The 18,768-nt window shown below is 72.1% G+C and carries 20 protein-coding genes; 13 read left to right on the top strand and 7 right to left on the bottom strand.

All coding sequences use genetic code 11. From position 1 onward, the window contains the following. Nucleotides 1–41 precede the first annotated feature (41 nt). Entirely contained in the window at nucleotides 42–752 is a 711-nt protein-coding gene (locus tag AB0K15_RS21920; protein ID WP_364053227.1) for an SDR family NAD(P)-dependent oxidoreductase, read from the top strand. A gap of 81 nt (nucleotides 753–833) precedes the next feature. Further along, complete coding sequence (locus tag AB0K15_RS21915; RefSeq protein WP_364053224.1) at nucleotides 834–1,427, top strand: hypothetical protein; 594 nt, start codon at nucleotides 834–836, stop codon at nucleotides 1,425–1,427. A gap of 182 nt (nucleotides 1,428–1,609) precedes the next feature. Here the strand turns inward: AB0K15_RS21915 and AB0K15_RS21910 are convergent, their stop codons facing one another. After that, nucleotides 1,610–2,692 (bottom strand): C40 family peptidase, encoded by a 1,083-nt coding sequence (locus AB0K15_RS21910; protein ID WP_364053847.1) that lies wholly within the window; start codon nucleotides 2,690–2,692, stop codon nucleotides 1,610–1,612. 128 nt (nucleotides 2,693–2,820) lie between these two features. Between AB0K15_RS21910 and AB0K15_RS21905 the strand changes: the two genes are divergently transcribed. The 6 genes from AB0K15_RS21905 (at nucleotide 2,821) to AB0K15_RS21880 (ending at nucleotide 7,041) form a co-directional block, all read left to right on the top strand. Further along, nucleotides 2,821–3,630, top strand: a complete 810-nt coding sequence (locus tag AB0K15_RS21905; protein ID WP_364053222.1) for a biotin--[acetyl-CoA-carboxylase] ligase — start codon at nucleotides 2,821–2,823, stop codon at nucleotides 3,628–3,630. 111 nt (nucleotides 3,631–3,741) lie between these two features. Beyond that, complete coding sequence (locus AB0K15_RS21900; RefSeq protein WP_364053219.1) at nucleotides 3,742–4,326, top strand: PH domain-containing protein; 585 nt, start codon at nucleotides 3,742–3,744, stop codon at nucleotides 4,324–4,326. A gap of 1 nt (nucleotide 4,327) precedes the next feature. Beyond that, nucleotides 4,328–5,269 (top strand): hydroxymethylglutaryl-CoA lyase, encoded by a 942-nt coding sequence (locus AB0K15_RS21895; RefSeq protein WP_364053217.1) that lies wholly within the window; start codon nucleotides 4,328–4,330, stop codon nucleotides 5,267–5,269. Nucleotides 5,270–5,478: 209 nt separating this feature from the next. Beyond that, nucleotides 5,479–5,928, top strand: a complete 450-nt coding sequence (locus AB0K15_RS21890; protein ID WP_364053215.1) for a GNAT family N-acetyltransferase — start codon at nucleotides 5,479–5,481, stop codon at nucleotides 5,926–5,928. A 28-nt stretch (nucleotides 5,929–5,956) separates the two neighbouring features. Then, entirely contained in the window at nucleotides 5,957–6,784 is an 828-nt protein-coding gene (locus AB0K15_RS21885) for a TNT domain-containing protein (RefSeq protein WP_364053212.1), read from the top strand. Further along, a complete protein-coding gene (locus AB0K15_RS21880; RefSeq protein WP_220246333.1) occupies nucleotides 6,781–7,041 on the top strand; it encodes a hypothetical protein in 261 nt (86 codons plus the stop codon). The genes AB0K15_RS21885 and AB0K15_RS21880 overlap by 4 nt, the downstream gene beginning before the upstream one ends. A gap of 30 nt (nucleotides 7,042–7,071) precedes the next feature. On the opposite strand, the gene hisN is transcribed toward AB0K15_RS21880, so the two are convergent. Next, complete coding sequence (gene hisN / locus AB0K15_RS21875) at nucleotides 7,072–7,860, bottom strand: histidinol-phosphatase (RefSeq protein WP_364053209.1); 789 nt, start codon at nucleotides 7,858–7,860, stop codon at nucleotides 7,072–7,074. 42 nt (nucleotides 7,861–7,902) lie between these two features. Here hisN and AB0K15_RS21870 point away from each other — a divergent pair, with 42 nt between their 5' ends. Then, nucleotides 7,903–8,604 (top strand): response regulator transcription factor, encoded by a 702-nt coding sequence (locus AB0K15_RS21870; protein ID WP_364053844.1) that lies wholly within the window; start codon nucleotides 7,903–7,905, stop codon nucleotides 8,602–8,604. A gap of 15 nt (nucleotides 8,605–8,619) precedes the next feature. Continuing rightward, a complete protein-coding gene (locus tag AB0K15_RS21865) occupies nucleotides 8,620–9,903 on the top strand; it encodes an ATP-binding protein (RefSeq protein ID WP_364053841.1) in 1,284 nt (427 codons plus the stop codon). Here AB0K15_RS21865 and AB0K15_RS21860 read toward each other — a convergent pair. The 5 genes from AB0K15_RS21860 to AB0K15_RS21840 form a co-directional block, all read right to left on the bottom strand. Beyond that, the gene (locus AB0K15_RS21860; RefSeq protein ID WP_364053206.1) at nucleotides 9,900–10,562 is read right to left on the bottom strand and encodes a hypothetical protein; all 663 of its coding nucleotides are present in this window, start codon (nucleotides 10,560–10,562) and stop codon (nucleotides 9,900–9,902) included. The genes AB0K15_RS21865 and AB0K15_RS21860 overlap by 4 nt on opposite strands. Before the next feature lie 26 nt (nucleotides 10,563–10,588). After that, nucleotides 10,589–11,449 (bottom strand): NAD(P)H-binding protein, encoded by an 861-nt coding sequence (locus AB0K15_RS21855; RefSeq protein WP_364053203.1) that lies wholly within the window; start codon nucleotides 11,447–11,449, stop codon nucleotides 10,589–10,591. A gap of 220 nt (nucleotides 11,450–11,669) precedes the next feature. Then, on the bottom strand, nucleotides 11,670–12,194 hold the full coding sequence (locus AB0K15_RS21850; protein WP_364053200.1) for a GtrA family protein: 525 nt from the start codon (nucleotides 12,192–12,194) through the stop codon (nucleotides 11,670–11,672). 37 nt (nucleotides 12,195–12,231) lie between these two features. Continuing rightward, nucleotides 12,232–12,735 (bottom strand): GtrA family protein, encoded by a 504-nt coding sequence (locus tag AB0K15_RS21845; RefSeq protein ID WP_364053197.1) that lies wholly within the window; start codon nucleotides 12,733–12,735, stop codon nucleotides 12,232–12,234. A gap of 10 nt (nucleotides 12,736–12,745) precedes the next feature. Beyond that, complete coding sequence (locus AB0K15_RS21840; protein ID WP_364053194.1) at nucleotides 12,746–15,010, bottom strand: sigma-70 family RNA polymerase sigma factor; 2,265 nt, start codon at nucleotides 15,008–15,010, stop codon at nucleotides 12,746–12,748. Nucleotides 15,011–15,276: 266 nt separating this feature from the next. Here AB0K15_RS21840 and AB0K15_RS21835 point away from each other — a divergent pair, with 266 nt between their 5' ends. The 3 genes from AB0K15_RS21835 to AB0K15_RS21825 are packed head-to-tail and all read left to right on the top strand — an operon-like array spanning nucleotide 15,277 to nucleotide 18,712. Next, nucleotides 15,277–16,119: a GGDEF domain-containing protein gene (locus tag AB0K15_RS21835; protein ID WP_364053191.1), complete on the top strand. Its 843-nt coding sequence runs from the start codon at nucleotides 15,277–15,279 to the stop codon at nucleotides 16,117–16,119. A gap of 60 nt (nucleotides 16,120–16,179) precedes the next feature. Beyond that, nucleotides 16,180–17,574, top strand: coding sequence for a glycosyltransferase 87 family protein (locus tag AB0K15_RS21830; RefSeq protein ID WP_364053188.1), 1,395 nt, complete (start codon nucleotides 16,180–16,182; stop codon nucleotides 17,572–17,574). Nucleotides 17,575–17,584: 10 nt separating this feature from the next. Continuing rightward, nucleotides 17,585–18,712 carry a glycosyltransferase 87 family protein gene (locus tag AB0K15_RS21825; protein WP_364053838.1) on the top strand — a complete coding sequence of 376 codons (1,128 nt, stop codon included), beginning with the start codon at nucleotides 17,585–17,587 and terminating at the stop codon, nucleotides 18,710–18,712. The last annotated feature ends 56 nt before the right edge of the window (nucleotides 18,713–18,768 follow it).

Here is an 18,768-nt window from a genome sequence, read left to right as displayed (position 1 = left end):
GACCATGGATCGTCTGGCGTCAGTGGAGTTGGCTGATCACCATGACCAAGTCACTAGTCGTGTTCGGAGCCGGCCCGGGAGTCGGGCGCGCCATCGCCCGCCGTTATGCGAAGGAGGGTTACGACGTCGTCCTCGTCGCTCGCCGCCCAGGCCCGCTGGAGGAGCTCGCCGCGGAGCTGACCGCCGGCGGCAGCACCGCACACGTGCTTCCCGCCGACCTGTCCGAAACCGCTTCGATTCCCGCTCTCGCCACGCGTATCCGCGCGGTCGTCGGCGACCCCGACGTCGTCTACTACGCCCCTTCGCCCGGCGACCCGGACTTCACCGCCGCCGTCTCCCTCACCGCCGCCCGGCTGCACGAACTGATGCCACTCACGTTCGACGCCCTCCTCGCCGTGGTGCACGAGTTCCTTCCCGCCATGCTCGCTCGCGGCGAGGGCGCGATCCTCACCGCACAGGGCGCCGCCGCCGTCTCCGGCCGGGCCGGCATGACCGGCTGGGCGACGCTCCTGGCCGCGCAACGCCACTACCTCCAGGCGCTGGCCGCGGAGGTCGCCGACCAGGGCGTGTTCGTCGGCCAGCTCCACATCGGCGCTCGCATCACCGGCACGCCCTTCGACGACCGCTACCGCGCGTCGGGCCAGCCCGAGGCCGCCTTCCCGGCCGCCGACCCGGCCGATCTGGCCGAGCTGCTGTGGACCATGCACGCCGACCGCAAACCGCAGGAGCAGCTGGTCCCCTCGGACTGGTGACGCGGTTCCGGGCGCCGTAACTCGGTTGAACCCCGTCGTACGGTGATCAGTACCCAGGGGGACTCGTCGAAGGAGCCGGCCGTGCCATTCACCGAATCGACCGAACCGGTTCCCCCGGAGCTGAAGACCGACGAGTTCGTCTTGCGGCCGATCGTCGTCGGCGACACGGAGCGGGACTACGCGGCCGTGATGGAAACACGGGAACCCCTGCGGTTGTGGCGGCAGTCGACGTGGCCCGAGGACGAGTTCACGGTGGCGGAGAACCGAAAAGACGTCGTCGACATGGCAGAACGCCATGCCGCGCACCGCGCGTTCAACTACACGGTGCTCGACTCGGCCGGCACCAGGTGCGTCGGCTGCGTCTACGTCTTCCCCCCGACCGCAACGTTCCTCGCGAAGTCCACGGTGGTTCCCGTCGGGGACGACGACTGGGCGGACGTCGACGCCGTCGTCTTCTTCTGGGCGCGGCTGCCCGAAATGGAGTCGGGGATGGACGAACGTCTTCTCGCGGCGCTGCGCGCGTGGTTCAGGGACGAGTGGAAGTTCGAGAAGACCGGCTACGCCACGAGTGAGCCGTTCACCCAGCAAGTGCAGCTCTTGGAGCGCACCGATCTGAGCCTGAAGTTCGAGCTGCTCGAACCCGGCAAGGAGGGAAAGCGGCTCGTCTTCGGCTGAGTGGCCCCGAGCTGGGTGCTCAGCCCAGTTCGGGGAAACACGCGGCCGCGAGGAGGCGCAGGTCCTTCGCGTTCCCGGCGGGCGACCGGCCGCCACCGCTCGGCCCGGCCGGGCTGGACCCGGCCCGCAGCGCCGCGGCTGACCGAGCCCGCCCGTCGCCAGGCCGGCTGAGGTGACGGTGGTCAGGCCGGGCGGCCCGCGCCCGCGTAGTCGTCGCCGCGGGAGTGGTAGGTGTGGATCTGGATGGCCTGGCCCTCCGTGGGCGCGTTGATCATCAGGCCGTTGCCCAGGTACAGGCCGACGTGGTGGATGCGCGTGGCGGGGGAGCCGTAGAAGACGAGGTCGCCCAGCTGGGGTTCGCCGGTGACCGGGGGCAGGGCGCGGAACTGGCTGTCGGCCGTGCGGGGCAGCGCGACGCCGGCGCTGTCGTAGGACGCCTTCGTCAGGCCGGAGCAGTCGAAGCCCGCGGCGCCCGCGTCGGGGCCGTTGCCGCCCCAGACGTAGGGGAGGCCGAGCTGGCCGAGGGCGAAGCGGGTGGCTCGGACGGCCGGGCTGTTCGCCTTCGCGGGGTCGAGGGACAGCGTGGCGTAGAGCTGCGCGTTGCCGAGCACGCGCTGGCGGAACAGCTCGGTGTCCTTGCTCGCGTATGCGGCGATCGCCTTCCACCAGCCCGTGCCCGCGGACAGGTCGGCGCCGCCGGCGCACAGGGCGCGGCCCGCGGCGACCGACGCGGAGCTGGGGTCGGTCAGCGCCGGCTTGTCGATGCCGGGGATCTTCGTGCCGTACTTCTTCCACGCCGCCGGCGAGAGGCCCATCGGGTTGTCGCCATGGCGGCCGTGGTCGGAGCCGGCCTCGCCGACGCCCGCGAGCGTCACCCACGACAGGTGGCAGCCGGGGTCTTCGGAGCGCAGCGCGAGCTCGCCGTTGGCGTAGCCGATCAGCGCGTCGGCCGGGATGTCGAGGGGGCCGGCGAGCGACTCGGCCCACTGCTGCAACGGCGTCTTGCCGCCGCCACCGGAGGCGCCCTGCCCCGGTTCCCGAGCCGCGACGGGCGCGCTCACCTCGAGCACCGACGGCCCGGCCTGAGCCGTGGCGGCGGTCGCGACGGGAGTCTGCGGCGCGGGTTGGTCACGGTCGGCCACGAGCCAGCCCGCGGTGACGAGGCCGGCCACGAGCGGCAGCGCGACGAGTCCCCGGTGGAACGCACCGCGCGCCCAGGACTTGGGCGCGGCTTTTTCCTCCGGCCCGGTTTTCGACTCCGGCACGGCTTTCGAATCGGGCACAACGCTGTGCTCGGGGTCAGGCGGCGTCACGGCGTCCAATCTAGAAGAGCGCACCTCTGCGTAACGAGCGAGTCGCTTGCACGTTAGGGGGACTCTCATATTCTGGGCACATGTCAGGCATGGACGCAGCGCGACTGCGCGAGGGACTCGGCGATCGGTACTCCCGGGTGGACGTGGTGGAGACCACCGGGTCCACCAACGCCGACCTGCGGGAAGCCCTGGAAAACGGGGGTGCGGACCGCACGGTGCGGCTCGCCGAGCAGCAGACCGCGGGCGTCGGCCGGCGGGCGCGGTCGTGGAGCTCGCCGAAGGGTGCCGGGCTCTACTTGAGCGTGGCGCTGCGGCCCACGGGAGTCCCCTTCGCGGCGCTCGGCTCACTGTCCGTGGTGGCGGGGCTCGCCGTGCGCGGGGTTGCCGCCCAGCTGGGGGTGGACGCCGTTCTCAAATGGCCCAACGACGTGCTCGCCGGGCCCCGCCGCGCCAAGTGCGCGGGGATCCTGGCCGAGGCCGTCGCGGGCGGCGAGCCGGCGGTCGTGCTCGGCATCGGCCTCAACGTGCTGCCGCTCGGCGAAGACGTACCGGCCGGCCCGGGTGGCCTGCCCGCGACGTCGCTCGCCGAGCAGGGCGCCGCCGATCCGGACCGCACCGAAGTCGCGCTCGCCCTGCTCACCCGCTTCGACGACCTCGAACGCCGCTGGCGCGCCTCGGCAGGCGACCTCACCGCGGCCGGCCTGCTCGACGACTACCGCGCCCACTGCGCCACCCTCGGTCAGGAAGTGCGCGTCGAGCTGCCCGGCGACCGCGTCCTCACCGGCCGCGCCGCCGACCTCGACGCGACCGGGCAGCTGCTGGTCGACGCCGCCGACGGCCGCCGCGTGACGGTGTCCGCCGGCGACGTGGTGCACGTGCGCCCGGCGTGACCTGAAACGCGGTGTCCGGGCGCCGCGAACGCCCTCGCGCCGGTACGGTGAGTCGACCGGCGCAGACAACGCGCCGACACAGCACAGGCACACACCAGGGGAGCGTCCGCCGTGGCCTATCCGGACGATTTGCTCAGCCAGAACGAGGAAGTGGTGGTGCACAGCCACCCGCATTTCAAGATGCTGATCTTCCCGTTCGTGGCCTTCGTGATCACGATCGCGGCCGCCGTCTGGCTCATCCTGCTGGCGCAGGACGCGACGCCGCCGTGGAACAACGTCGCGATGATCGCCATCGGCGTGGTGGCGCTCGTGCTGGTGGTGTGGCTGTTCCTCGCGCCGCTGGTGCGCTGGCGGACCACGCACTTCATCGTGACCACCGACCGGCTGATCGCGCGCGAAGGCGTGGTGAAGCGCACCGGCATCGACATCCCGATGTCGCGCATCAACAGCGTCCAGTTCGAGCACGGCCTGCTGGACCGGGTCTTCGGCTGCGGCACGCTGATCATCGAGTCGGCCTCGGACGAGCCACTGAGGTTCGACGACATCCCCCACGTCGAGCGCGTGCACACGGTGATCTACCGCGAGGTCAACGACAACCCGTACGACGACTACCGCGGCGCACCGGGCCAGCCGGGCCCGCAGGACACCGAGCCGTTGCCGCCGACGAACCACCCGCCGCGCGGACGGCGGCGCTGACGTGGGCGCCCGCGAAGTCGGCCTGCCCGAACGGGTCCCCGCCGAAGGCCTGCCCCAGCGCGTGACGATCTGGGAGGTCGGTCCGCGCGACGGCCTGCAGAACGAGTCCGCCGTCGTCCCGGTCGAGGTGAAGCTGGAGTTCCTCGACCGCCTGGCCGCCGCCGGCCTCACCACGCTCGAGGCGACCAGCTTCGTGCACCCGAAGTGGGTGCCGCAGCTCGCCGACGCCGAACAGCTGCTCGCCGGCCTCGACCGCCGTGAAGGCGTGCGCTACCCGGTCCTCGTGCCCAACGAGCGCGGCCTCGACCGCGCGCTCGACGCCGGCGTGTCCGACATCGCGATCTTCGCCAGCGCCACCGAGACCTTCGCGCAGAAGAACCTGAACTCCACGCTCGACGAGCAGTTCGCCATGTTCGAGCCCGTCGTCACGCGGGCGCGAGCCGAGGGCTTGGCCGTGCGTGGCTACCTGTCGATGTGCTTCGGCGACCCGTGGGAAGGCGTGGTGCCGGCCGAGCAGGTCGTGCGCGCGGGCAAGCGGCTGCTCGACTTCGGCTGCTCGCAGCTGTCGCTGGGCGACACCATCGGCGTCGCGACCACGGGCCAGGTCACGCGGCTGGTCCAGGAGTTCGAGAAGTCCGGAGTGGACGTTTCCACGTTGGCCGTGCACTTCCACGACACCTACGGCCAGGCCCTGGCCAACACCGAGGCCGCGCTGCGCGCCGGGGTGTCCACTGTGGACTCCTCGGCGGGTGGCCTCGGCGGCTGCCCGTACGCCGAATCGGCCACGGGCAACCTCGCCACCGAGGACCTCGTGTGGCTGCTGGAGGGCCTCGGCGTGGAGCACGGCGTGGACCTCGGCAAGCTCGTGGACACGAGCGTGTGGATGGCCGGGCGGCTCGGCCGGCCGTCTCCCTCGCGGGTCGTGAACGCCCTCGCGGGCTGACCTGCCCGAGTTCGTCCCGCTTGACGCGGCTTCGTGGCCGCAGTTCGAGCGGCTCCTCGGGCCGGGCGGCGTGCAGGGCGGCTGCTGGTGCGCGTTCTTCCGCCTGACCGGACCGGAGTTCAAGGCTGCGGGGCGCGACGGGCGCAAGGCGCACGTGCGCGGCGAGGCCGAATCCGGCGGGCCGCTGGGTCTGCTGGCCGTGGTCGACGGTGAGCCGCTCGGCTGGGTCGCGGTATCGCCGAAGGCGGACAACCCGCAGCTGGCGCGCTCTGCCGTGGCGGCTTTCGGCCGAACCCGGGAACGTCTGGGCGGTCACGTGCTTCTACGTCGACCGCCGCGGCCGCCGGCGCGGGCTGGCGGCCGAGCTCCTGCACGCGGCCGTCGAGTACGCGGCGGAGCACGGCGCCGACGTCGTCGAGGGCTACCCCGTGGCCTCCGGCGACCGCCCGCCCGCGGATCTGTACCACGGGACCCTAGGCCTGTTCACCCGCGCGGATTTCGAGCTCGTCGAACGACGCGGAGCGGCGCGGGCGTTGGTGCGGCGGAAGATCGCCCCCCGCCGGATAAGGTGGAATCACCACCTTGTCCGGTGCCGCGCGGAAGTTCCCCCTATCGGGGAATTGTGTGGAACCGGCTGGCGCGGCGGACGTCTTTCCTGAAGCCGGAGCAACCGAGAAGAGGGTGTCCGTGTCCGAACACGCCGAACCGGTCGACACCGACTTGGCCACCGGGCCCATCCGGCTGCCCGCGCAGTACGGCGGTTTGCTTGACGGCGGGTTCGACGACGTCCCGACACCCCCGACCGGCACCCGCTTCCCGCCCGCACAGCCTGCGCCGCGCCTGCCGTTTCCGAGCCGGGCGCACGACCAGGTCTTCCGCGGGCCCGCGCCGTACCCGGCGCCGCCGCCCCCACCGCCGCCGATGGGCGCGCTGCGCACCGAGCGCGAGAGCGTGCTGGCGTTGTTCCTGGTCCACATGTTCCCGATCGGGCACCTGCCCGTGGCCGCCGACCGGCCCGCGCTGCAACTGCCGTTGCCGGACAACGGGTCCGGGCCGTTCGACCACCCGGACTCGGCGCTGCTCGACGACACCGCGACGCTCGAGTACGTCTCGCGCGGCCTCCGACGCACGCCCGCGCCGCCCGCCGACCCGCAGCCGCCCGCCGCGCTGTTCGAGGGTTACGAGCCGGGCGCCGAGGACCCGGGCTGGCCACCGGTTCAGGAAGAAACCGCCGCGGTACTCCCGGAAAACACGTTGCTCGACCGTTTCGGCGACGAACACGGCCGCCTCTTCGCCGCCGACGGCACGCCGTTCGCGCAGCGCTCGCTGCCCGAGTCCGCGCGCCACGCGGGCTACCGGCGCTACCGCGTGGTGAAGCCGGTGCCGATGTGGACCTCGACCGCGTCGGAGTGGTTCGGACAGCCGGGCGGCGGGATCCGTTACCGTGCCGTGCTGGCCGCCGACGAGCTGGTCACCCTGGGGTTCCTGACCGACGTCACGCGGGAGGCGCGATGAACACGCAGTCGATCCGGCGCTGGCTCGACCGGCTGGGCGTGCCCGCGGAGGTCGTCTCCGTCGGCACCGAGGCCGACAACGCGTGGTGCCTCATGCCGGCCGACGACGAGGGCTGGGAAGTCTTCTGGCGCGAACAGGGCAACCGCTACGACTGGGCGCGCTTCACGTCCGAGCAGGTCGCCTGCCACTACCTCTTCGGCCGCCTCGCGTGGTCGCAGGTCGCGCGCGGCGCCGTCGGCGTGCTGCCCGGACACTGAACCGATCAGGGCCGGGCAGCACGTGCCGGGTCAGCGCTTGAGCACGGACAACGCGGCGTCGTGCAGCGCGCCGTTGCTCGACAACGCCGAGCCGCCTTCGTAGGTCGCCGCGCCGGTGAGGTCGGTGAACCGCCCGCCGGCTTCCGTCACGAGCACCTGCGCGGCCGCGACATCCCACGGGTTCACGATGCACTCGGCCGCGAGGTCCAGCGCGCCTTCCGCGACGAGGCAGTGCTGCCAGAAGTCGCCGAACGCGCGGCTCTCCCAGCAGGCCTCCGTCAGGGCGAGGTACTTCTCGCGGGAGTGGTACTCGGTCCACGTGTCGAGGTCCGTCGTGGAGAGGTACGCGTCTTCCAGCGAAGCCACGGCCGACACCGCGAGCCGCCGCACGCCGGCCGTGTCGCTGCTGTACGCGCCGTCGCCGCGCGAAGCCCACCAGCGGCGGCCCAGCAGCGGCGCGGTGATCATGCCGACGACCGGCGAACCGTCCTCGACCAGCGCGATCAGCGTGGCCCAGACCGGCACGCCGCGCAGGAAGTTCTTGGTTCCGTCGATCGGGTCGAGCACCCACGCGCGGCCGCTCGCGCCGGCCGTACCGCCGCGTTCTTCGCCCGCGACGGCGTCGCCGGGCCGCTCTGTGGCGAGGATCGCACGGATGGCGTCCTCGACGGCGGTGTCCGCGTCGGTCACCGGGGTGCGGTCCGGTTTGCGGGACACCGAGAGGTCGAGCGCGCGGAAACGCGCTGTGGTGATCGCGTCGGCGGCGTCAGCCAGCCGGGTGGCAAGGGTCAGATCATCCTCGTAGCCAGGCACGGTCACGATGGTTTCACGGGTGTTCGCCGTAAGGTTGGCGAGGTGAGCATGGTCCTACTTGCCGAAGACGATCCCACCATCGCCGAGCCGCTGTCCCGAGCGCTCCAGCGGGAAGGGTATGAGGTCGAGGTCGTCACCGACGGACCGGCGGTGCTGGGCGCCACCTCCGCCCATCGCGTCGACCTGCTCGTGCTCGATCTGGGCCTGCCCGGCATGGACGGGCTCGAGGTCTGCCGCAGACTGCGCGCCGGCGGCACCGAGCTGCCGGTGCTGATGCTCACCGCCCGCACCGACGAGGTCGACTTCGTCGTCGGGCTCGACGCGGGGGCCGACGACTACGTGGCCAAGCCGTTCCGCCTGGCGGAGCTGCTGGCCCGCATCCGCGCGCTGCTGCGCCGCCGGGTGCCGGAGGTGCTCGAGTCCGGGGGTGTCCGCATGGACCTCGGTGCGCGGCTCGTCACCGTCGACACGCACGAGGTGCAGCTGGCGAACAAGGAGTTCGAGCTCCTGCGTGTGCTGATGAGCCGCGCGGGCCAGGTCGTGAGCCGCGACGAGATCCTCGCCGAGGTGTGGAACGACCTGGAGTCGAAGACGTCGAAAACGCTCGACATGCACATGTCCTGGCTGCGGCGCAAGCTCGCCGTCGCGGCCGACGAGGCGGCCGGGCGCCCCGCCAAGTCCACCCATTCCGACGGTGAACGGCGCATCGCGACCGTCCGCGGCGTCGGCTTCCGCTTCAACGTCGAATAGCGCCGCGCGATGAGCATGCGCCGACGCATCCTGATGGCGATCCTGCTGGCCGTGCTCGTGACCGCGGCTGTGCTCGGCATCCCGCTGGGCGTCACGGCCTGGCGGCTGGTGGAGAACCTCAACCGCGAGAGCCTGGCCGAACGCGCGCGCGTGATCGCCGCGACCGTCGACACACAGGTCGCCAACGGCGACGACATCGACATCCAGCAGTTCCGTGTCGGCGTGCCGCACGGCGGGTTCCTGGAGGTCCGCGGCGACGGGCTGATCGAGAAGCACCTCGGCGTCAACCCGGGGCCCGACCCGGTCGTGGAGATCGTGCCGACGGCGCGCCACGGCGAGGTGGTCCTGTCGATCCCGAGGGGTCCTGTCCGCACGAAGCAGACGCAGGTGACGCTGCTGGTGGTGCTGCTGGTGGTGCTGTCCGTCGGCACCGGCGCGGTCGTGGCGACGGTGACCGCGCGCCGGCTGGCGAAACCGTTGCGGCACGTCGCGGACCGCGCGTCGCGCCTCGGCGGCGGCGACTTCCGGCCCGACCCGGGCCGCTACCGCGTGGCCGAGCTGGACATGGTCGCGGAGGCGCTGGACACGTCGGCCTCGGCGCTGGCGCAGCTCGTGCAGCGGGAGCGGCAGCTCGTCGGCGACGTCTCGCACCAGCTGCGCAGCCGGCTCACCGCGTTGCAGCTGCGGCTGGAACCGCTGACGGTGCACGGTGACCCCGACGTCGTCGAGGAGTCGCGCGCCGCGCAGGAGCAGGCCGACCGCCTGGCCGAAGCCCTCGACGAGCTGCTCGCCGCCGCCCGCGCGGCCCGCGAGGTGGACGCCGAGCCCGTGGACCTGCACGCGACGCTGCCGGAGGTCGCCGAGGAGTGGCGCCAGCTGCTGCGCGTCGAGGGCCGTAACCTGCGCCTGAAGATCGCCGACGGCCTCATGGCCCGCGCGACTCCCGGCCGCCTGCGCGAGGTCATCGGCGTCCTCCTGGACAACGCCCTGCGCCACGGCGCCGGCACCGTGACGCTGGCCGCCCGCCGCGGCGAGTCCGAAGCCACGGTGGTCATCGAGGTCGGCGACACCGGCTCCGGCGTGCCCGACGAGCTCGCCCCGCACATCTTCGAACGCGGCTTCTCCGGCGGCGGCTCCACCGGCGTCGGCCTCGCCCTGGCGCGCGCCCTCGTCGAAGCCGACGGCGGCCGCTTGGAGCTGTCCAACAAGCGTCCGGCGATCTTCAGCCTGTTCCTGAAGGTGCCCCGCCCGGACGACGTCGGCGAGGTCCGCTGGCCGGCGGAGCCGGTGCCGCGCTAGCGCGCCCGACGCGGGTAGCGGCCGAGGTGAACCGCCTGCTTCGCCCGTTCGAGCAGCGAGGAGCCGTTCTCGACCAGGCCCGCGACGCCGATCCGCCCGCCGTCGCGCAGCTCGACCGTGCCGACAGCCGTCCAGCGCGTGCCGCCGGTGCGCTGGTGCACGTAGGCGACGTCGGCCCACTTGACCGTGCGCGTGCCGTGGCGGTCGGTGTGGACGAAACCGCCTTCGTGCGGTCGGAACTCCTCGTCGCCGTGCCGCACCTCGCTCACGCCGACGCTCACGCCGCTCACCAGCACGGCGAACGCGAGCCCGGCCAGCGCCGCGTAGCCCCCGATCGGCACCACGTGGTCGTACGAGTCGTCGCCGAGCGCGGTGAAGGCGAACCAGAGCACGGCCGCGAACCCGGCGAAGCCGATCACCGTGGCCCACAACGCGACCCGGCGCCGCCGGTGCCGGCCCGCCGTGCGGTGGACCGACACCAGCGAACCCAGCTCGGCGGGACCCGGCTCGGTTTCCCTGACCCGGGCGATCTGACGTACCTGCTGTCGCCGAAACGCCCTGGACGAGCGGATCTTCGCGATGGTGTACCAGATCGTGCCCACCAGCCAGATGCCGCCCATGACGAGCACGACCTCGGGCACCTCCGGTTCCGCGTCCACCTCACGCCCCCTTCCGGAGGCCGAGGCTAGGGCCGCGGGCGGGGACCGGTCCCCGGCCCGGCGGCTTCCCGGGCCCAGTCGGCGAACGTCAGCGGTTTGCGGCCCAGCAGCCGTTCCACCGTGTCGAACACGACGTCCTCCCGGCCGGCGGACTGGCGCTTGAGCTCGAACGAACCGTCGATCGCCTGAGCGGGCCAGCCCAGGGCGAGCAGGCGCGCGCGGGCGGCGGGTTCGGGCTCTTCGACGTAGCGCACCGGGCGGCCCAGCGCGTCGGCGAGGATGGCGACCTGCTGGGCGGGCGTGAGGGCTTCGCCGCCGGTCAGCTCGTAAGTCGCGCCCTCGTGGCCGGGGGTGGTGAGCACGAGCGTGGCGACGGCGGCGATGTCGCGGACGTGCACCAAGGCCGACGCGGGGTCGCCTTCGGGGATGTACACGACGCCGTCGGTGCGCGCGGAGTGGAGCCAGAAGCGGCGGTTGTCCATGAACGCGCCGGGGCGCAGGATCGTCCACGCCGGCCCGGCTTCGCGGATCGCCTGCTCCGCGCGGGCGTGGGCGACGGTGATCGGGTCCGTCTGTCCGAAGTGGACGCCCGTGGTGGACAGCTTCACGAGGTGGGCGACGCCGGCCCGGGCCGCGGCGCGGGCCACCGCGGTTTCCTGCGCGGCCGGGTCACCACCGTGGCCGGAGGTCAGGACGAACACCCGGGAGACGCCGGTCAGCGGCACGGAATCGACGTCGTCGAGGTTGCCGCGCACCACTTCGGCACGGGGGTCGATGCGGGCGCGGGCCGGGTCGCGCGTGAGCGCGCGGACGGAGGCACCGGCGTCCAGCAGCGCGGGAACGAGGGCGCGGCCGACTTTGCCGGTGGCGCCGAGAACGAGGATCACGAGAAGAACTCCTTGAGACAGAACGAAAAACGCACGAGGGCGGGCGAGGGCACGAGACGGGAAAAGGATCCAACCGGCACCCGTGAACGGGTGCGGTCCTCTTCGCGCTCGGCGACCACCTCGGATTCGTCCCACCGGCCCGGTCGACCCCGGACGGCGTCTCAAGAAGGAACAACAACAAGCATGACTCTAGACAAGTGCATGTCTGAGAGCAACCAATTTACCGCGGCAGGCGCGTGACCTGCTCACGTCGACGTTCGCCCAGCTCGGCCGGGAAGACCCACTTCTTGAAGCCCCAGAACCGGAACACCATCGCCAGCAGCATGCCGATGATCGAGCCGCTCGCGAAGTCGGCGAACTCCTGCACGAACCTCGAGACGAAGGGCTCTTCGAGGTGCAGCACGTACCGCGAGACGTACAGCGGGATCAGGTTCACCACCACGGCCACACCGCTGATCACGAAGAACAACGCGGCCTCGTGGGTCCGCTCGCGCCCGCCCCGGGTGCGGAAGGACCACTCGCGGTTGAGCACGTACGACACGATCGTGGCCACGATGATGGCGATGGCCTTCGCGGTCGTCGGCTTCGACTCGAGGACGCTGAGCTTGAGCAGGTACCAGATGCCGTTGTCGACCACGAAAGTCGTGCCGCCGACGATCGCGAACTTCAGCATCTCCCGGTGCTTGATGAGCACCGAGCGCAGTGGCTCCGGCGTGCGGGCCAGCACGGTCTCGACAACGGTCACGCCCGCCAGTTTAGAGAACCCGAGGTCACCGTGGGTGTCAGGCGGCCTTCCTGTCGGGAATGTCCGCATCGTCCGATGACCTCACCGCACGCAGGCGGGCACCCTCCGTGGGGAACACCCACTTCTTGAACGCCCACCAGCGGAACAGCGTACCCAGCAGGGTCCCGAGGATCATGCCGCTCACGAAGTCGGCGATCTCCTGCCCGAGCAGCGTGAGGTGCGGCATCTGCAGGTCGAGCACGTAGCGTGAAATCCACTGCGGCAGCGCGTTGAGCCCCAGCGCGATGCCGCTGATGAGGAAGAACAGCGCGGCCTCGTGGGCGCGCTCGCGGCCGCCGCGCGTGCGGAAGGACCACTCGCGGTTGGCGACGTAGGAGAAGATCGTGGCGATCAGCACGCCGATGATGAGCGCCGTGACCGGGTTGCTCCGCAGCACGGTGAACTTCAGGACGTAGGTGATCGCCGTGGTGATCAGGAAGCTGATCCCGCCGACCACGGCGAACCGCAGCAGCTCGCGGTGCTTCGCCAGGAACCCTCGCACCGGGGCGACGCTACCCCCTCAGCCAGTCGAAAAAGCCGCGGGGCTCGATCGACGGCGGGGTCTCGCCGGGTTTGCCGGAGTTGCCGCTTCCCGGTGTCGGGGGCGCGCTCGTGGTGGTCGCCGGCGTGCTCGGCGGGGTGGTGGTGACCGGGTCCGTCGGCTTCGCCGGCGGGGTGCTCGACGGGGTCGGCTTCCGGTGCGGAGGCTTCTTCGACGAGCTGGACGATTCGGGGGTGTCCGAGGTCGTCGTCGAGGAAGAAGGGGAAGAAGTCGGCGTCGGCGGGACTCCGGTCGTCGGGTACGGCACGTCGCAGATGCCGAGCCAGCAGCCGAACGCCACCTTGGCCTGTTGCGCCGCCTTGCCGAGCGTCGCGTTCACCGTCACGGCCGCGTTGTGCGCCGGACGGCCCTTGAGCCGCACCCACAGGTTCACGTGCTGGCCGGGCGCGAGCGCGCCGCGCGTGGTGCACGTGGCGCCCGTGTCCGTCGAGTGGCACGGGAAGCCGCTGAGGCTCCACGACTGGTACAGCGCGTGGTCGAACGTGACCGTGACCGGCTTCGTGGTGTCACCGGTGTTGCGGACCCGGACGTAGACGAGCGGGTTGCGCGTCCACGGGAACGCCGAGAGCCCGTCGGTGTCGGCCTGCAGCGCGAGCAGGTCGGGCGGGGACTTCACGGTGACCTTCACGCTCACGGCGACCTTGATCGTCGCGCCCGCCGTGACCGAACCCGTGACGGTGCCGCCCTGCGCGGAATCGTCCGCCTGCAGGCGGAAGGTGAGCACCGCCGTCTGGCCGGGCTGCAGGCCGGAGCCCGTTTTGCACGTCACGGTGCCGGTGCCGCCAGGGCAGTCGACGCTGAGCTGGGTCGTTTCCGGCGCATCGGCCTGGCGGGAGAACCCGCTCACGGCACCGCCGCCGCCACCCGCGGGCACGGCGGACACCCCGGGCGGCAGGTTCAACGCGACCTGCACCGGGTCGGACGGGCTGCCGCCGTCGTTGCGGACCGTGATCGGCAGGTTCACCGGCCCGGCGCCGGGCTGGAGTTCGAGATCACCCGAAGGTGTGGTCGCCGACATCTTCGCCGCGGCGGGTGCCGCCGGCGGAGGCGGTGCCGCGGGTGGCGCGGCGGGCGGCGGCTGGACGGGCGGGGGCGCGGGGACCGCGGGCGGCGGCGCCTGTGGGGGTGCGGGCGGGGCCGGCGGTGCGGGAGGCGCGGGCTTGGCCGGCGGCACCGCAGGCGCGGCGGCCGGCGGCGGGACCTGTGCGGCCACGGGGATCTCCTGCGGCGAGCCGGCCGCGGCCAGTGCGACCGCCACCGCCGCCACGATGGCGGCGCCCGAAGCCGCGACGCCCGCGAACTGCCGTGGCGCGGAAGCGGCGGCCGCGGCGCCGGCCTTGGCGCCACCCGCCGCGGCGGCGCCGGCACCGACGGCGGCACCCGCCGTGGCCGCGCTCGCCTTCGCGGCGCCGATCGTCGCGAGGTAACCCAACGCGGCGCCGCCCAGCACGATCGGGGCGATGATCGCGCGCAGGCCGCCGTTGACGTCGGCGAGTTCGGCCGCGAGGCCGCGGCAGTTCTCGCACTCGTCGAGGTGGCTCTCCACCTGGGCACGCTCGCGTTTGGACAGCCCGTCGCGCGTCCACGCGCCGAGCCGCTCGGCGGTGGCGTGGCAGCGTTCGGCGGCGGTTTCCTGCAGGTGGACCTGCAGGTACGCCTGGCGCAGACCCTCACGGGCGCGATAGGCGAGGGCGGACACGCCGTTGGCGGTCAGGCCCAGCAGCGGCGCGACTTCGGCCGGGCTCTGCTGCTCGATCTCGGTGTGCCAGAGCACGGCCTGCCAGCGTTCCGGCAGCCGCGCGAACGCTTTCGCCGCCAGCGTGCGCTCGAGCCCGGCGACGGCGGTGTCGGAGAACGGGACCGTGAGCGCCTCGCCGACGGCACCGCCGACGTCGCTCATGTCCTCGTTGAGGTCGACCCGGCGGTCGCGGCGGGTCTTGTCGTACGCGGTGTGGCGCAGCGCCGTGAGGAGGTATGCGCGGAACGCGGTGTCCGGACCTTTGCCGCCGCGCAGCGTCTCGAGGACCTTCGAGAAGGCTTCGGACACGAGGTCGTCGGCCTCGGAGCTCGACCGCGCGAGCTGGCGGGCGAGGTTGTGGGCGGCGCCGCTGTGGCGTTCGTAGAGGGGCCCGTAGCTGGCGATGTTCCCTGAGCGGACCTCGGCGATCAGCTCGGCGTCGCTCTTACCGGACAGATCGGCGGGAACGGTGGACACGGGGCTCCTTCATCTGGCACACGCGGCCTGGCCAGCCACGATCTACCTCGCTAACGCGAGCACAAGTGTGACGGACGCGGCGATACGCGTCACCTCGTGGTCGGTGTGTTGACTCCGTCGGCGCAACAAGTTCACCCGGGTCTGGGGTGTGTCGCTGCGGCGGTCCTGCGAAAAAGACCCCGGAACGCCGTCACGCGGACGGCGGTGTCACGTCCCCTGAGTGGAGCAGGACAAGATCGACATCGACCGGGAAGGAGCGGTGGCCAGTGGACGTACCGGCGACCGGGGCACTGTCCGGTCCCGCCGGCGAGCAGGAGTCCCGCGCCCGGTTCGACCGGGATCGGAACCTGCGCGCCCTGCGGGCCAGGTGGCGCACCGCCAGTCTCGCCGCGGGGTGGCGCTTCCCGAGCGACTGGGCACTGCCCGAAGTGGACGCCGTGTGCGCCGCAGTGGTCCGCCACGGCGCGGGGGGCGCCGAAACGGCGCTGGCCGGCCTCGGCCGTGCCCGGGCCGCGGCGGGCGCGAACCTCGCGGAGACGCTGTCTGACCTGGCCGCGTTGCACGCCGTGCTCGCCGACCCGGAGGCGGTCGACGGCTTCGTCTCACCGGATGTCGACGCGACACCCGCGCGGCTACTGCGCGTGACCGCGCTGGCGTGGGCGGACGTGGCGACGGACCAGCTGGTGCACACGGAGGTGACCGACCCGCTGACCGGGCTGCCTTCCGCCGCGTATCTGCGCACGCGGCTCGCGGAGGTCTACCGGGCGAGCGCGGTCGACGAACACGTGCTGCTGGTGGTGGCGATGGACCTGACCACGGTGTCCGGCTGGCCCCGCCTCACGGGGATGATCTTGGTGGCCGACGCGTTGCGCGCGGTCTTCGACACCGGCGAGAGCCACGCGACGTTGGGGCCGTCGGTGGTCGCGGTGCTGTGCCGCCGGGACGGCCGGCTGGCTTCGCGGGGGGTGGCTTTACGGCGGGCCCTGAACGACCGGCTGTCGGTCGACGCGCAGCTTCGGGAGGTCAACCGGCCGCGCGTCTCGGCGGTCCGGCTGCCCGCTTCGCACGACGGCGCGTGCGACTTGCTCGCGGACCTCGCGCGGGTCTGACGCTGGGCCGCGGCCCGACCCATCGGGCCTGCTCCGGCGCGTTCATGATTTCCTGGTGGGGTGACCAGGACCGTACCCTCCGCCGTCGACGGCGAAGTTCCGGTGAGCGCTGACCAGCCTCGCCTGGCCCTGCGCAAGTCACTCGCAAGGCTGTCGATGCGGCCGCGGTCGATCCTGATCCTCTCGGTGATCCCGCTGATCGCGATCGGGGCCGGGATCTGGGGCTGGACCCACGAGTGGCACCTGGGCGTCGACAGCGCGGTCTACCGCGGCGGCGCGCTCACGCTCCTGCAGGGAAACTCGCTCTACGACACCAACACGCTGTCCACCGAGCCGTTCTGGGCGCTGCTGCCCTTCACCTACCCGCCGACGGCTGCGTTGTTCTTCGTTCCGCTGGCGCTCGTGCCGACGCAGGTGGCGTGGGGGTTCCTCACGGCCGTGTCGCTGGCCGCGCTCGCGCTGTCGGTGCGGATCTCGATCGGCGCGCTGCCGCGGCCGGAGGAGGACGGGCCGCGGTGGTGGGCCTCGCCCGCGCGGTCGACAATCGTGTTCTTCGTGGTGTTCCTCGGCCTGGAACCCGTGTGGCGCACCATTTTCCTCGGTCAGATCAACTTGATCCTGATGGCGCTGATCATGCTGGACATGCTCGTGCTCGGCGCGCGCGGCAGCCGCTGGGGCGGCGTGCTGGTGGGCGTCGCGGCCGCGATCAAGCTGACGCCACTGGTGTTCCTGGGGCACCTGTTCATCACCGGCCGCCGCAAGGACGCACTGCGTGGGCTGGCGACGTTCGTGGTCCTGCAGGGCGTGATGTTCCTGATCAACTCGCACGACGCGTGGCGCTACTGGACCGCGACGCTGCCCGACACCAGCCGCATCGGCCCGGTGCACTGGGCGGGCAACCAGTCGCTCAACGGGCTGATGAACCGTGCCACGGACCTCGCGCCGTGGGCGTCGAAGGCCGCGATGGGCATCGGTGTGCTGCTGGCGATCCCGGCGCTGTGGCTGCTGATCCGCTTCCACCGCAAGGGCCAGGCGCTGGCCGCGCTGCTGGTCACGGCGTTCTGGACGCTGCTGATGTCGCCGATCTCGTGGTCGCACCACTGGGTGTGGGTGGCGCCGCTGATCGTGCTGCTCGTGTCGCGCCTGCCGAAGACGACGCCCGCCACGGCGTGGAAACGCTGGCTGGGCACGGGGCTGGTGGCGTTCGTGTTCGTCAGCTGCGTGCTGCTGATCCTGCCCAACGGCCGCAACGTGGAGCTGCACTGGAAGGTGTGGCAGAACGTCCTCGGCGACGCGTACATCCTGACGCCGGTGGTGCTCGGGGTCGCGTTGATCGTGCGGTGGGGGCTGCAGCGGAGGGCGCGCGATCGTGCCGCGGGCTCGGGGCCGGATTCGGATTCCGGTTCGGGGTCAGGGGAGGCCGCGGACCGTGCCGACGCCACGCCGGCTCATTGACCCGCGCCTGCTGGCGCTTCCCTTCCTCGCATTCGTCCTCGGAGCCGTCGTCTGGCTCACCCACCGGCACCTCGGCGCCGACAGCGCCGTCTACCGCGCCGGCGCGCTGACGCTGCTCAAGGGCGAGCCGCTCTACACCACCGGCGACCTCACGACCCTGCCCGACTGGGTCCGCCTGCCCTTCACCTACACGCCCGCCGCGGCCGCGTTGTTCCTGCCGCTCGCCCTCGTGCCGGCCGGGCTGGTGTGGGGCGTGGTGACGGTGTTGTCGGTGGTGTCACTGACGGTGGTGATCGCGGTCGTCGCGCACCCCTCGCGCTGGTGGCTCATCGGCGGCACCGCGTTGGCGCTGGCTCTGGAACCGGTGTGGAAAACGCTGTTCCTGGGCCAGATCAACCTGGTCCTGATGGCGTTCGTGGTCGTCGACGTCCTGGTGCTCTCGCTGCGCGGCGCACGCTGGGCGGGCGTGCTGATCGGCGTCGCCGCGGCCATCAAGCTGACGCCGCTGATCTTCGTGCCGCACCTGTTCTTCACCGGCCTCTGGAAAGACGGCCTGCGCGCCCTGGCGACCTTCGTCGGCCTCGAAGCGGTCATGTTCGCCGTCATCCCGCACGACGCGTGGTTCTTCTGGACGAAGTCCGCCACCGACCCCAGTCGCGTCGGCTCGGTCACGTGGATCTTCAACCAGTCGCTCAACGGCCTCGTCAACCGCGCCTCCGCCCTCGCCCCGTGGTCTCTCACGGTGGCCGTCGCCGTCGGCGCGGTGCTCGCCGTGCCCGCCGTGTGGCTCGTGATCCGGTTGCACCGCCGCGGCGAACCGGTGGCCGCCCTGCTCGTGACGGCGTTCTACGGGCTGCTGCTGTCGCCCGTTTCCTGGTCGCACCACTGGGTGTGGGCCGTGCCGCTCATCGCCCTGCTCGTCACCACGGGCCGCCTCTGGTGGGCCCTCGCGGCCACGGCCCTGTTCGCCTCGGAAGTCGTCATGCTCGTCCCGAACGGCGCCGACGTCGAGTTCACCTGGGGCCTGGGCTGGTCGATCCTGGGCAACGCCTACGTCGTCGCGGCGGCCGGCACGATCGTCGGCCTGGCGGTGCGCGAGCTGCGGCTGAGTTCTCCGGCGGCGAGGCTGGCGAAATAGCCTCGCCGCTCCCCAGCACCGAATTCGCGTCGTACAGTGGAACGACTGCCGGGAGG

Source organism: Amycolatopsis sp. NPDC049253, assembly GCF_040678995.1.
GTDB lineage: Bacteria > Actinomycetota > Actinomycetes > Mycobacteriales > Pseudonocardiaceae > Amycolatopsis.
Note: the sequence above shows the minus strand (reverse complement) of the source record. Positions and strands in the feature narration are given on the sequence as shown.